Origin of the sequence: Cuniculiplasma divulgatum (assembly GCA_031200235.1) — an archaeon.
Classification (GTDB): Archaea; Thermoplasmatota; Thermoplasmata; order Thermoplasmatales; family Thermoplasmataceae; genus UBA509.
This window is the reverse complement of the sequence record CP133595.1, coordinates 1,603,922-1,616,659: the sequence shown is the minus strand read 5'-3', so window position 1 is coordinate 1,616,659 and position 12,738 is coordinate 1,603,922. Positions and strand designations below refer to the sequence as shown.

General features: G+C 45.7%; 16 protein-coding genes. 9 read left to right on the top strand and 7 right to left on the bottom strand.

Going from position 1 to position 12,738, the window contains the following annotated elements:
- Nucleotides 1-57 precede the first annotated feature (57 nt).
- The gene (locus RE469_08505; protein WMT44235.1) at nt 58-993 is read left to right on the top strand and encodes a GNAT family N-acetyltransferase; all 936 of its coding nucleotides are present in this window, start codon (nt 58-60) and stop codon (nt 991-993) included.
- 12 nt (nt 994-1,005) lie between these two features.
- On the opposite strand, the gene RE469_08500 is transcribed toward RE469_08505, so the two are convergent.
- Together RE469_08500 and RE469_08495 are read right to left on the bottom strand one after the other, a co-directional pair.
- Nucleotides 1,006-1,950: a hypothetical protein gene (locus RE469_08500; GenBank protein ID WMT44234.1), complete on the bottom strand. Its 945-nt coding sequence runs from the start codon at nt 1,948-1,950 to the stop codon at nt 1,006-1,008.
- Nucleotides 1,951-2,004: 54 nt separating this feature from the next.
- On the bottom strand, nt 2,005-2,322 hold the full coding sequence (locus tag RE469_08495; GenBank protein WMT44233.1) for a hypothetical protein: 318 nt from the start codon (nt 2,320-2,322) through the stop codon (nt 2,005-2,007).
- A gap of 111 nt (nt 2,323-2,433) precedes the next feature.
- Between RE469_08495 and RE469_08490 the strand changes: the two genes are divergently transcribed.
- From RE469_08490 to RE469_08480, 3 genes are all read left to right on the top strand, one after another.
- Entirely contained in the window at nt 2,434-2,988 is a 555-nt protein-coding gene (locus tag RE469_08490; GenBank protein ID WMT44232.1) for a hypothetical protein, read from the top strand.
- Nucleotides 2,989-3,051: 63 nt separating this feature from the next.
- Nucleotides 3,052-3,429, top strand: coding sequence for a 30S ribosomal protein S8e (locus RE469_08485; GenBank protein WMT44231.1), 378 nt, complete (start codon nt 3,052-3,054; stop codon nt 3,427-3,429).
- A complete protein-coding gene (locus RE469_08480; GenBank protein WMT44230.1) occupies nt 3,426-3,680 on the top strand; it encodes a signal recognition particle subunit SRP19/SEC65 family protein in 255 nt (84 codons plus the stop codon). Before RE469_08485 ends, RE469_08480 begins: the two co-directional genes overlap by 4 nt.
- Here RE469_08480 and RE469_08475 read toward each other — a convergent pair.
- Nucleotides 3,642-4,673 carry a DNA primase large subunit PriL gene (locus RE469_08475; GenBank protein ID WMT44229.1) on the bottom strand — a complete coding sequence of 344 codons (1,032 nt, stop codon included), beginning with the start codon at nt 4,671-4,673 and terminating at the stop codon, nt 3,642-3,644. The genes RE469_08480 and RE469_08475 overlap by 39 nt on opposite strands.
- Nucleotide 4,674: 1 nt before the next feature.
- Nucleotides 4,675-5,754 carry a Xaa-Pro peptidase family protein gene (locus RE469_08470; protein ID WMT44228.1) on the bottom strand — a complete coding sequence of 360 codons (1,080 nt, stop codon included), beginning with the start codon at nt 5,752-5,754 and terminating at the stop codon, nt 4,675-4,677.
- Nucleotides 5,755-5,937: 183 nt separating this feature from the next.
- On the opposite strand from RE469_08470, the gene RE469_08465 reads away from it, so the two are divergent.
- Together RE469_08465 and RE469_08460 are read left to right on the top strand one after the other, a co-directional pair.
- Nucleotides 5,938-7,155 (top strand): argininosuccinate synthase, encoded by a 1,218-nt coding sequence (locus RE469_08465; GenBank protein WMT44227.1) that lies wholly within the window; start codon nt 5,938-5,940, stop codon nt 7,153-7,155.
- Between the two features lie 6 nt (nt 7,156-7,161).
- Nucleotides 7,162-8,481 carry a lyase family protein gene (locus RE469_08460; GenBank protein ID WMT44226.1) on the top strand — a complete coding sequence of 440 codons (1,320 nt, stop codon included), beginning with the start codon at nt 7,162-7,164 and terminating at the stop codon, nt 8,479-8,481.
- 113 nt (nt 8,482-8,594) lie between these two features.
- On the opposite strand, the gene RE469_08455 is transcribed toward RE469_08460, so the two are convergent.
- Complete coding sequence (locus RE469_08455) at nt 8,595-9,194, bottom strand: aspartate kinase (protein WMT44225.1); 600 nt, start codon at nt 9,192-9,194, stop codon at nt 8,595-8,597.
- Between the two features lie 272 nt (nt 9,195-9,466).
- On the opposite strand from RE469_08455, the gene RE469_08450 reads away from it, so the two are divergent.
- Complete coding sequence (locus RE469_08450) at nt 9,467-10,096, top strand: radical SAM protein (protein ID WMT44224.1); 630 nt, start codon at nt 9,467-9,469, stop codon at nt 10,094-10,096.
- Nucleotides 10,097-11,350 carry a dihydroorotase gene (locus RE469_08445; protein ID WMT44223.1) on the top strand — a complete coding sequence of 418 codons (1,254 nt, stop codon included), beginning with the start codon at nt 10,097-10,099 and terminating at the stop codon, nt 11,348-11,350. It begins immediately after the preceding gene.
- Here the strand turns inward: RE469_08445 and RE469_08440 are convergent.
- The gene (locus RE469_08440; protein ID WMT44222.1) at nt 11,342-12,010 is read right to left on the bottom strand and encodes a phosphoglycolate phosphatase; all 669 of its coding nucleotides are present in this window, start codon (nt 12,008-12,010) and stop codon (nt 11,342-11,344) included. The two genes, RE469_08445 and RE469_08440, sit on opposite strands and share 9 nt — an antisense overlap.
- A 28-nt stretch (nt 12,011-12,038) precedes the next feature.
- Between RE469_08440 and RE469_08435 the strand changes: the two genes are divergently transcribed.
- Nucleotides 12,039-12,347: a ribonuclease P gene (locus tag RE469_08435; protein ID WMT44221.1), complete on the top strand. Its 309-nt coding sequence runs from the start codon at nt 12,039-12,041 to the stop codon at nt 12,345-12,347.
- Here the strand turns inward: RE469_08435 and RE469_08430 are convergent.
- Nucleotides 12,337-12,564: a hypothetical protein gene (locus RE469_08430; protein WMT44220.1), complete on the bottom strand. Its 228-nt coding sequence runs from the start codon at nt 12,562-12,564 to the stop codon at nt 12,337-12,339. The genes RE469_08435 and RE469_08430 overlap by 11 nt on opposite strands.
- Nucleotides 12,565-12,738 lie beyond the last annotated feature (174 nt).

Below are 12,738 nucleotides of genomic sequence, written 5' to 3'. Positions count from 1 at the left end.
AAGAGCTTTTCATCACCATCTGAAAAAATATTAAGCAATTTTTCCTTAGGGATTAGCATGGAAATAAGTAATGTCAAGATAGATTGGGCACCTATACTTGAGGGCCAGATAAAGTACCTGGAAGAGATCTATCCTGATGTTGCCATCAGAGAAACCTACCGCGATATCATTGAACGTCTGAACGAAAACAAGATCAAATCCAGGATCATACTTAACGGAATAACAGTAGCAGGCTATGCGTTCGTTATGGAGAGCTCCCTCCTCAGTGACAGAATTTACGGATCACTGGGATTCACTGACAGTGCGTTTGCATCTGACGTGAGAATCCGGAACCTTGTGGAATGGGCAGAAAACATTGCAAAGGCCCAGGGCAAGTATCTGATGATCAATGAAATATTTAGAGCCGAGGAAGCTTCGGTGAAACTCCTCTCGGACATTGGCTACACCAGGGTAAGGCGTGACAGGATGGAAATTTCACTGGACGAATTTAACATGAAAAGTGAAAATTACCCGCAGGAGTTTGAAGTACTGCCCATAACCAATACAACATACCAGGAATATTCAAAGGCGGAATTTGATGCATATGCTGGAACACTGGATTCGATTCTTTTCCATACCACAAGTGAAGCTGACCGCTTTTCCATGGCGAAGGCCATTTTCAATGGATCGTATGGAGAAATAATCCCGTCAGCCAGCAGTATAATCCGGCATCACGGAAAGCTTATTGCTGCAATTTTGGCCACAACAAAGCCTGAAAAGCAGACGGATGGGAGCCGGTCATTGATTACGGACATTTTTGTGAACAGGGATTACAGGGGAAACGGGATTGCAACAACTATGATGATAAACTGCCTGAACAGGCTGAAGTATCTTGGATTTGAGACCGCAGAACTCTGGGTGACAAATGGCAATGAGGCCGCTCACATATATGAAAAACTTGGTTTCAAGCCATCAGCATCAGCAAAGGAGATCTTCTACTACCGAAAACCTTAGAAAATAAATTGGTCAGATGATGGAGCCTACCGCACCCAGAATAACCGGCAGAATGAAATTGTCATCGAATGGATAATAGGCCACACTTTCCACTACGGCTGATATTACGCCTATGCCTAGGCCAGCATATCCTATCATGAAATATCCGAATATTCCTGAGAAGGCAAATATGGCCATGAAGCCCGCAAAGGACTTACGCCTGTTATACGGGATTCTTGGTGAGCGTATCCTTATGCCAAATAAAGTCGCCATTGAATCGCCTATGGTGGTGGCAAAAATTATCACTGCAAGCACATGAGTGGAATCAACCATTCCCAGAGCTATGAGCATCCCGGCCGCGAACCAGATTGCACCCATTCCCAGTGGAGAAGATTCCCTTTCAAGGCTGAAAAGCGTCTTTGCAATGGTACTGGCTGGAAAAAGTGCATAGTAATTACCAATGATATAGAATGGGAAAACAGCCATTGTGATAGCAATTCTGCCGTGGCCCTCACCCATGGTGAGGACAAGAAGAATCATGGCAACCCCTGCCCCAATCTGAACAATGTCTCTGGTAATCTCCCTGTGTTTATCGTTCCCCTTTGATCTGTCGTTATCGGCTGCGTAATGCAGACTCTTTTTGTCTGAGAGCAGAGAAACAGCAGTGCCCAGACCCACAGCAATGTCAAAAAGTTCCCAGTCCAAGGCCTGAACCCGCAATGCATAAAGCACACCGCCTATGATGAGAAGGAACGGCATAACGAAGAAGAATCTCCTGGTGTATAGCACCCTTGCACTTATCACCGCAATAACAAATACAATTGCCGGCATGAATGTGTGAAAGAGCAGGAATACAGGGATTGAAAAAACCAAGCCTACCAGGTAAGCAATCCAGAATCTTCCTGGCCACTTCAGCAGCGTAAGAAGGGATAATATAATCGCTGAAATCAGTGCCACAAACTCCAGCAGGCTCAGCATATGGTGCTGTATATGCTTAATTTTATAATTAAACTATTCTATTGAATAGCACCATCAAAGAAGTGCAATTGCACCTGCTATGATGAGAAGTATGAATGGAGCCGCAAACCAGACGCTTCCAAGTGCGATGAGTCCTGCCACGCCTATTACAATCATTATTATGCCACCGTCATGCTTTCTGGAAGAAACCATGAGTGCACCAAAGAGACCAATCAAACTGAATAGAAGCACGACGTAAGCAGGGCCCGATAGGCTTGCAACACCTCCAAACAACTTAGACACGTGCGAAATAGCCAGAGCTAAACCTGCAAGCACAACACCTATTAATCCTCCAATGAACCCGATCCACTGTTCGATTTTTCTCTTGGCCATCTTTTAAGTTAAGTATCATAATCTATTATTATTTTCGCTTAACTCTTTATTGTTCTCCTATCATCAGGTGACAGAACTAAAAGTTAAGGTATTGGTATGAGTTATCCAAGAATGCAGGTTTTAGCTTCATCATCCAGCTTGAGAACAGACGTAAATGGGTATAATATTCCTGCCATTGTAAAAAGGTTGAGCCTGATGGACCCGGACATTATTTTCCTCACAGAGAAGGATGACATTGCGGGAGAACTGGGAACAATGATAAGGAACAGCTTAAACTCCAGGATTATTGATTGCAGCCAGGATCCTTCTCAATTTTTAATGTTCCGGGAAGAATTTTTCAAGAAATCTATAAACACGCCTGAAGCTGCTGTGAAGAAGAATATGATTGACCTGATAGACGACACCATATACAGCTATCTCTCCAACTACTGGAGAGACTGGGACACTGTGAATTCTGAGGTAACAGATTCCCTGTTCAGGGCGAAACACAAACTGGTGGAATCCGTATTCTATGAGCTGGAGCAGGGATTCTGGCATGCACAGAACAAACTCATATTTGATGGGATCATCAGCGGACAGCCCACAGGAAATTCCATCATCATATCAAGCGTTGAAAGAAGATACTGGTTAGTTGACAGAATTAAGAATCAGATGCCTCAGCTTTAAATACAGAATAATAATTTCCATGAGTACAGCCCCACAGGATTGGGGAAAAGCAGTGATGATTTAATGACAATATTTCAGGGAAAAGCTACAAAAAAATTCACGGGCGGCAAGCTTAAAGCCGGAAGAAGCAAGAGAAGGTATGAACTTGGCAGAGAGCCAACACTCACGAGAATTGGCCCCGAAGCCAGGAAAGTTATGAGAACGATGGGCGGGAACTCAAAATCCGTGCTCATGAGAGCAGAAAAAGCCAATGTCTATAACCCAAAAGATAAGACTACCAAAAGCGTCCCAATTAAAACAGTGAAAGAGAATCCGGCAAATCCACATTATGTACAGAGGAATATAATGTCCAGGGGAACTGTCATACAGACAGAACTTGGCGATGCCAGAATAACATCCAGACCGGGTCAGGACGGAGTTGTTAACGCAGTTCTCCTATGACCCTGACACTGTACAGCCAGTATTTTAACCCAAAATCCAGCAGGAGGCTGGGAAGAAGGGTATCACTTGAAGCTGCCAGAAATTTTACCGATGGTAAGCTTGAGGAAATATTGAAGTCCATGAACATAAGGTACGAGGTTCGCGATGCCAGATATCCGCGCGTTCCGTGGGAAAAGTCAAAGATGTTCATCGTGGAGGCAAATCTAAAAAAATCAACTCTTCTTAGCCTTATTGAGCGGAAGCTCTCCTGATTTTTTTCTCTTCTTGTAAGTGTAGTATTGAAGAGGATGCTTAAGCCAGTCCCTGTGGCATACTGGATCTTCTCCCCAGTAGCAAAGATGGTTTGATCTGAGCACCGTGCACTTTGGTGGAGAATATTCAGTGCTTGAAATCTCACCGGTCACATGGTTCACCTGATATGTGGTCATGCGCTCATTGAAGTCCGGTGCAGTTTTGAAGAGACCTATGATTCCATCATTGTTCATGCCTATCTTATGCAGGAAGCTTACAAGTGTGAATCTTGCCATGTGCGGAAGATTTACCCCGTCACGCATCTGCGTGATATATTCCTTTATGCAGGGCGGAAACAGGGTGGCATCGACCTCACCCAGGTCAATGGACTTCTTAATGCCGGACTTCTGGAAAATATCAATTATTTCATCGATGCTGTCACTGACCGGAGCTGTTATGGAATAGCTTTCCTCGTCTGAAAGGCTGCTGAATATTGAGGATAACTTCCTGACGAATGCTTCTCTCACGATCTTCGCCGCCACTTCCCTGTCGCAGTAGACTGTCCCATGCCTCAAACTCTGGTAAATGAGGCGATATTTGTAGCCACTCAGGCGGGATGTGAGATTGACAAAATCACCGGCACGGATCATATAGAGGCCAGTCATTTCGTCATATTCCATGACCACGCCGTATCTTCTGGCGTAATCCGGCACAAATTCGCTGGCAATTGTCCTGCTCATGAGGAAGCCTTCCAGCAGGTCACGGGCATGGTTCAGTACCCTTGAGGTCAGTATAGGTTCGCCGATCCTTCTCAGGACCCACAGGGTAAGCGGAAGGCACCTGAGGTCCTCAGCGGAAGTAATTTCCCTGGATTCCTGGTCATTCATGGCCTCAATTATGAGGCGGAAAGCATTGCGCCTCAGCCTTTCGCTTTCTCTGTCATTTGACTCCAGAAACCCCTTTATTCTAGTAGCATCTGCGTCAAGATATATGTTGATGCCTGCCGGAATCATCTCACGATATTTCCATCAGTTCCCTTGGAGCTGTGGTGATGAGCTCGAAGCCATCCTTCTTCACAATGACGTCGTCCTCTATCCTCACTCCACCTACCCTTGGAACATATACTCCTGGTTCAACAGTCACAACCATGTTTGCCTTAAGCGGGAAATCATAGTTCGATGAAAGTGCAGGATGATCATGAACATCCATGCCAAGGCCATGCCCCAGTGAATGAATGAATCTACCCTTGAACTTTGTAGAATCTATTATCTTCCTGGCAACAGCATCAACATCCTTCCCGTTGACGTTTTCCTTAATGGCTTTCATGCTCTCGTCCTGCGCCCTGAATACCACATCATACATTTCGCGCTGATCTGGGCTTGCATGCCCGAATACAACGGTTCTTGTGATGTCCGAGCAGTACCTGCGGTACCTTGCCCCGAAATCTATGAGCACAAAATCATTCTTCTTCAGTTTCCTGTCTCCCGGTGAATAATGGGGCATGGATGCGTTCTCACCGAATGCCACGATGGTGCTGAATGAAGGCTCTGAAGCACCGAGCTTCATCATCTCGTAGGCTATGAGGGCAGAGACCTCGCTTTCTGTCATTCCCTCCTTGAGCTTTGTTACTGTGCTCTCAAAGGCTTCGCTTCCTATTTTTGCAGCTTCCCTTATTCTCGATAGTTCCTCGGGTGATTTCATCCTGCGCGCTTCCATTATGGATGATGAGACATCAACAAATTCCTTGTCAGGAATTATGCGCAGTATGTCCTTGTATCTGCTCACCGTCAGAGCAGAATAATTCAGACCTATTGAATCAAGGCCTCCGAGGTTATCCTTGATGGCTTTCTCGAATTCCGCCTTTCCGTTTGCCACTATGACCTCAAGCCCCGTTTTTCTTGCAGTCTCTTCTTCAAGAGCAGATGTTATTATCTTCACTTCGTCCGGCTTCACAATGAGCGCTGAACCCTCAAACAGCCCACCATCCACGCCGGTAAGGTAAAAAAATGTCTTGTCCACGGAGTTTTCATCCCCCTGGATAATCAGTATGGCATCAGTTTCCCGGGCATATCCAAACACGTTTTTGAAGTCCATAATATCAGTAGACCATCTTTAACGGAAATAAAGCCTTTCTCACATAATATGCTACGATGTGATACGAATTTTTTAGGTACTATTAGTATTATTGATATTATAACTTTTATTTATTCCATATTATTAGTAATTTTATCAATATTGTTGAAAAGATTGAAATATAGAGTTCGGAATGACCCCCTAATGTATAAACGAGGATTGCTGCTGTATTCCGGAGGATTGGACACTTCTGTTATCCTGAAGATGTTGCAGGATAAGCTGGGGATGGAGGTTGTAACCCTGACCCTTGATGTGGGGCAGGAAGAAAACGATCTTGCCGCAATAGCTGAAAAGGCCTGGAAGCTGGGTGCATCAGATGTCATAACCAAGAATGTGAAGAACGAGTTTGCAAACGGATACATTTCCAGGGAGATAATGGCTGATGGTATGTATGATGGGGTCTACCCGCTCTCCACAAGCATTGCGCGCCCGCTGATGTCCCTTGAAGCCGTGAGTGCCGCAGATACACATGACTGCGATGTCATAGTTCATGGATGCACGGGCAAGGGCAACGATCAGGTCAGGTTTGAGGTATCAATCAGGGCCCTGAATCCAGACCTAAATGTTATCGCCCCTGTGCGTGACTGGGGACTGAACAGGGATCAGGAGATGGAATATGCCTCAAAGAATGGAATTCCGGTCAAGCTGGGTGGAAAATACTCCACCGATGAGAACCTGTGGGGAAGGTCTGTGGAAGGTTCAGATCTTGAAGACCCAAGGAAAGCAATACCGGCAGATGCCTATGCCTGGGTTACGCCACCAGATCATGTCCCACATGAAACCACGGAGTTTACATTACAATTCAGCGGAGGAATCCCTGTGGAGATCAACGGCGTCCGGAAGCCGCTTGCCAGGATTGTCGCGGACCTGAATGAAATTGCAGGCAGGGCAGGCTATGGAGCCATAGATCATCTTGAGGACAGGGTCACGGGAATCAAGAGCAGGGAATTTTATGAATGCCCGGCTGCATCCGTAATCATAAACGCCCACAGGTCCCTGGAGCGGATGACGCTGAGCAGGGAGGAGACGGCCTTCAAATCCATAGTGGAATCAAAGTGGACCACAATGACCTATGACGGCCTGTGGTTCGATCCCCTTATGGATCACCTGAACAGTTTCCTGAAGAGCGTTAACGCCTATGTATCAGGTACTGTATCATTGAAACTGCAGAACGGGAATCTGCTTGTTCAGGGAATGGAAAGCCCCTACACACTTTACAATTATGAGAAATCAACCTATGGAATCCATGACACCTTTGACCAGTCATATGCCAAGGGATTTGTTGAGCTCTTCGGGATGCAGACTGTGAACACCAACAGCGTCAGGAAGAAGGCAGTGGCGGAAATATCCAAGAGTTTCTGATTCCTTATGAAGAAGATATGGGCCAGCGGCGCTTCGGATGATTCTCTGCCATACCTGAACAGGCTGATGGTTGATGATGACATACAGACGGACAGGCACATGGTGGATTACGAGATACTTGCGTTGGCTGCGTATCATCTGCAGATACTGAAGCAGGGCTTAATTCCCCGTGATGACAGCATCCGGATACTTCATGCTCTTGCCGAAATTTATTCCACCGATCCTGACCTGAGTGCAGATCTGGAAGATGTTCACGGAAATGTTGAAGCAATTGTCCTTGAAAAAGCAGGAATTTCTGGCAAAAACCTCCGGCTATTCCTTTCAAGGAATGAACAGATACAGACAGACATTTTGCTTTTTACCCGGCATCATCTGCTGAATATTGCGTGGGAATGTGCAGACATAGCTGAGATAATCCTTGCAAAGAGGGAGAAGATCAAAGGGGTGATGCCTGGTTACACACATTACAGGCAGGGAATGGCAGTCTCTTCTGTAACATATATGGATTATCTTGCATCCATTTTCTACAATGGCTCAAAGAAAATGCTTTACGCCATACATGGAAACGAAACACTGCCTCTGGGATACGGGTCAGGCTTCGGGTCACTTTCCGGAGTAGATTTCAGGGAAGTTGCAAGATCGCTGGGGTTGAAGCGTGGAGATGAGAATCCCATGTACCTGGCATCGCAGAGGGGCATGGATGAACTGAATTCCATCTTCCACCTGTCTCTCATAATGCTGGGACTCTCAAGGGTTTCCCAGGACTTTATCCTCATGTCCGGAGATGAGATGCCTTTATTTTTACTTCCATCAGGATTCACCACAGGCAGTTCACTCATGGCAAACAAGAGGAATCCAGATTTTCTGGAAATAACGCAGGGTTACGCAGCAGAAATAGCGGGAAAAATTTCAGGCGTCATTATGGCCGTCATATCCAAGTCCTCAGGATATCACAGGGATTTTCAGCTGGTGAAGAAAGAACTTGTTGATTCATTTTTACTGGTTGAGGATATTCTGAAGGCTGCACGGCACTTTTTCAGTGGAATTGAATTTAACCCGGGTGTTTCACGTAGAATTGTGCAGAACTCATCCTATGCAACAGCAAATGCCCATAAGCTGTTCAGGGAAGGAAAATCATGGAAGGATGCCTACAGTGCAGTGGGTGAAATGGTGAGAAATGGTAAGACGCTGGAAGAGATCGAACCGGAAGAGGTCAGGAGCATGAACGCAGACCTCGTGCAGGAGTTGAAAATGGAAATTTCTGATCTTAAGAACAGCATAAATCAGCATTTCCTTGACATAATTGCAGAAGCCTCAAAGCAGTAGTATCCGGCCTTTCATTTTTGTTGGGAACTTCCCACATGATCCTGGAAAGATCGTCACGCGGAGTCCACGCAGGTTGATTGTTCTCAATATCCATGTTTGTCATTGAAAAAAAATTATGCAAGGACAAGATTCTCATATGCCCTCACTCCATCAGACTTCTTCACCACTATGATGGTCTCATTTGAGCAAGAGATGAGCTGCAGTATGTTTACGCCCACAGAATAGAGACGCTCCGTAATCCGCATGACGAAGCCGGGAACCTGCTCTATCTCCTTTGGAGACAAAATGTGTATTGCACTGACATCACGCTCTATTGTGACCTGGCCACCTGCAGGAAGTTTCCCGCTCCTCAGCTCATCCACTATGTATACCACGGAATCTGTGAGATATGTGGCTGATATGTAACTGACATTGAGGGTTTTCTGAGACGTAAGTACAGTGATCTTGTCCTGGAGTGTGACCTTACTCTGCATCAGCAGATCCTCAACATATGTGAAATCAGCCTTTCTTTTGCTGGATTCTTCCATTATCTTGTTCAGTGAATATCTTATGCTTGCAGGACTGAGATCAGGGTACTTCTCCCTGATTTCTTCGGCCAGTTTACTTATGTTTATGATCCTGTCCTTCAGGAATGAATATGTTTCAGGCCTTAGCTTCAGGAACTGCCGCACAGTTGTCTCCACTGTACCTCTTCCCTTTCTCGGTTGAGCCATACTATGGAGATTGCAATGATCATATAATTTTTGCCAGTCATTCTTCAGAACTGCCAATATTGGCAATGCCATATGCACTGCGCATTGTTTCTGCTAAATTTTGAATAATCATTTCTGCTCCCCAATACCGCTGAAAACTATGATAGGATTGCCCATGGAATATATACCCAAGAACAATCGGTTTCTTCTGGAACCTGGGCTGTCATGCCTGATCTCTCCAATTCTCCATGGCAATGTGGAAGTATTTATCCGGAATTGATATGCACAGGAAATTGCTAATAACGGAGATATTTCACAGCATACAGGGAGAGGGGCTTCTCATGGGCATCCCCATGATATTCATAAGAACAAACAGGTGCAACCTGAGGTGCAAATGGTGTGATTCCACTTACACATTCGCTGGCGGAAAGGAGATACCACTTCAGGAACTGGTTGATACTGCATCTGCTGCTGGCGAGGAGTGGGTATGCCTCACTGGAGGAGAGCCACTTCTGCAGAGGGAATCACCTGAATTTGTAAGAACAATCACAGCAAAAGGAAAGAAAGTGCTCATAGAAACAAGCGGATCTCTTCCTGTTGATGAATATACAAAAATGGAAAATGTTGCCATAGACATGGATGTGAAGACTCCATCATCGGGAGAGGAAAAAAGCCTCAGGCTGGATAATCTTGGACTTCTGAGAAAATCAGATTACGTAAAGTTCGTAATATCAGATGAAAATGATTATGCATTTGCAACAGATTTTCTTTCGCAACACAGTTTGAGATGTGAGGCTGTTTTCCAGCCGGCATGGGGGACGGATATCAAATGGCTGGCGGAATCTGTGCTGAAGCAGGGCATCAATGTCAGGGTACTTCCACAGCTTCACAAGCTCATATGGGGAGAAAGAAGAGGTGTATGAATGTCGTATGATACAATATATGCTGGCAGATTCTACTTCCAGGATGAGTTCAGGGAACTTGAGGTTGCCGTCACTGACGGAGTTATATCCCACATAGGAAAAGCCATCACGGGAGCACCGGTCACAAAGCTGGAAGGGGCAGTGATTCCAGCAGGAACTGACATACATGTGCATTTCAGAGACCCAGGCGAAACAGACAAGGAGGATTTCAGCACCGGCAGCCTTTCAGCTATCTATGGTGGGACCACCACAGTTTATGATATGCCCAATAACCTTGTTCCTGTTTCTGACTATTCTGTCTTCCAGGACAAACTCTCCTCAGTATCGTCCAGATCATACTGCGATTTTGGTCTGTATTCACTTTACAACGGCAAGAACGCCGATCTTATAAGCCCCAAAAGCAGTGGCATAAAGATATTCCTTGGTGGAAGCACAAACTCCACTGCAGTGGATCAGATTTCTGAAAGTGACCTTAAGCTCCTGGATTCAATGAATGTGCCTGTGGTGTTCCACGGGGAGGATTCGGCCTGTCTGAGAGCCAATTTCATCCCTGAGGAACATTCACTGATGGATCATGACAGGGCCAGACCTGAGCAGTGTGAGTTGACATCTGCGGAGGTAATTTCCAGACTGCCGCTGAAGAAGAAGATAATGGCGCACATAAGCACTCCTGAAAGCCTTCCAAAGCTGAACGGAAGAGCCACGGCAGAAGTCACTCCCCATCACATTCTTCTCAACAATGAGATGGAACTGGGAAGCTGGGGCAAGGTTAATCCACCGCTGAGATCAAGAGATACGCAGCGTAAGCTTATGGATAGCTATTTCAGGGGAAGTTTTGACATTCTTTCCTCGGATCACGCCCCTCACACAGAGCATGAGAAGGAGGAATTCTTCCAGGCTTCTGCAGGCATCATAGGGGTTGAGACCAGAATTCCACTCATGCTTGCCCTTGTTGCGAACAAGACGATCCCGTTCAACCTGGTTTACAGAACTGCAATTGCCAATCCTGCTGCCGCGATGGGCATCAGGAAGGGCATGATTCAGCTGGGTTATTTTGCGGACTTCATGGCAGTGAAATTCAGCGAAGCCAGGAGGATAAACCAGGATCGCCTCCACTCCAAGACCCCGATTTCACCCTTCAACGGTTTCCAGGCAGTATTCCCGCACAGCGTTGTGATGCGCGGCGAAGTAATCCTTGAGGGAAATGAATTTATGGGGGAGAGAAATGGAAAGTTTGTGGCAAACCTAAAATGATTCCAGCGAGGAGAGAATCTCTGCGGATCCCGCTCCATGCCCTGATCTGGCTATATAATCCGCCCTCTTCTTCAGTTCCTCTTCCGCATTGGCCGGGACAGCTTTCCTGACGCCTTCAATGAACATTGGAATATCGTTCAGGTTATCTCCAATCACAAGAACTTCCTCTGGCCTGAGGGCATACCTTTCCATAAGGTAATGCAGTGCGAACCCTTTATTCTGCCCAACATTGAGGATGTGCCATGAAAATCCGCTGTTTGTAATCTCCACATTATACTGTGCAGACAGCTGCATTATTTCACGTTCAACAGGTCCCACCGGCTCAAAACCCATGGAGCATAGGCGCCACTGGTTGGTCATTATGCCCTTCACGAGCCCTTTTTTCTCAAGGTCCCTGAAGAATGCCATGGGCCTGTCCATGTTGAAGAACTGGGTGATGTTATCCTCAATCATTGCCCCTCCATTCTCAGCGAATAATGGTGCTTTTATTCCAAGGTAGGTTCTGAATGTGTACATGACAGGGATAACGTTACCGCTGACAAGACTCACGATAACACCGCTGTCCTGAACCTTCCTCATCTGTTCAGATGCGGATGAAGACAGTACACGCCTGCTGTCCGTTATGGTTCCATCGATATCGCTAAGGACAAGCTTTATCATATAATTCTGTATCAATCATCCATTAATAATGGTGCACAGAAAACCTGAGATCAACCTTCATGCCATTGCGATGAAAAGGATAGACAACATGCGCGGGCTGGCGCTGGCAACCGTGGGGACAGACACCGACCTTTCCAGGGAATACATAACAATAATGGAAAGAATTTCGTTCAGGTTTGATATAACACTGCCTGCAACTATCAAACGTTCATACTGCAAGGCGTGCAAGAAACCCTACACGTCCCATGATACAGTGCGGCTGAAGAGAGGACTGCTTGAAATTAGATGCAGTAGCTGCGGAAATGTTAGGCGAATTCCCTATAGAATCAGTCGCTGAGGGTTTCTATCTGGAAAAGCACCTTGAATCCCTCAAGGGTCGCCTGAATCTTGTCAGCGAACCATATTGAGTCCTCGGTCGTTGCGTTATCTCCCCACTCATAAATCATGTCCTGTTCGCCTATGACTGGCTTGAAACCAAGAGACCTCAACCTATTTATAACTTCACTGGGTTTTGCACCTTCGCTGGAAAATGTAACTTTCAGATAGGTTTTCATCGGTTTCGCGCCTTAATTATACATAAATATAAATTCTTTTGCTGTGGGATACCTAGAATGCTGAATATTAATCATAAAGGTGCCAGATACATTCCTCTCCGAATGTATTCCATTAGATTTCGCTGTTGAAACATTAACGAAGGAAAACAAAAATGTGTGTGATATACTCTGTCA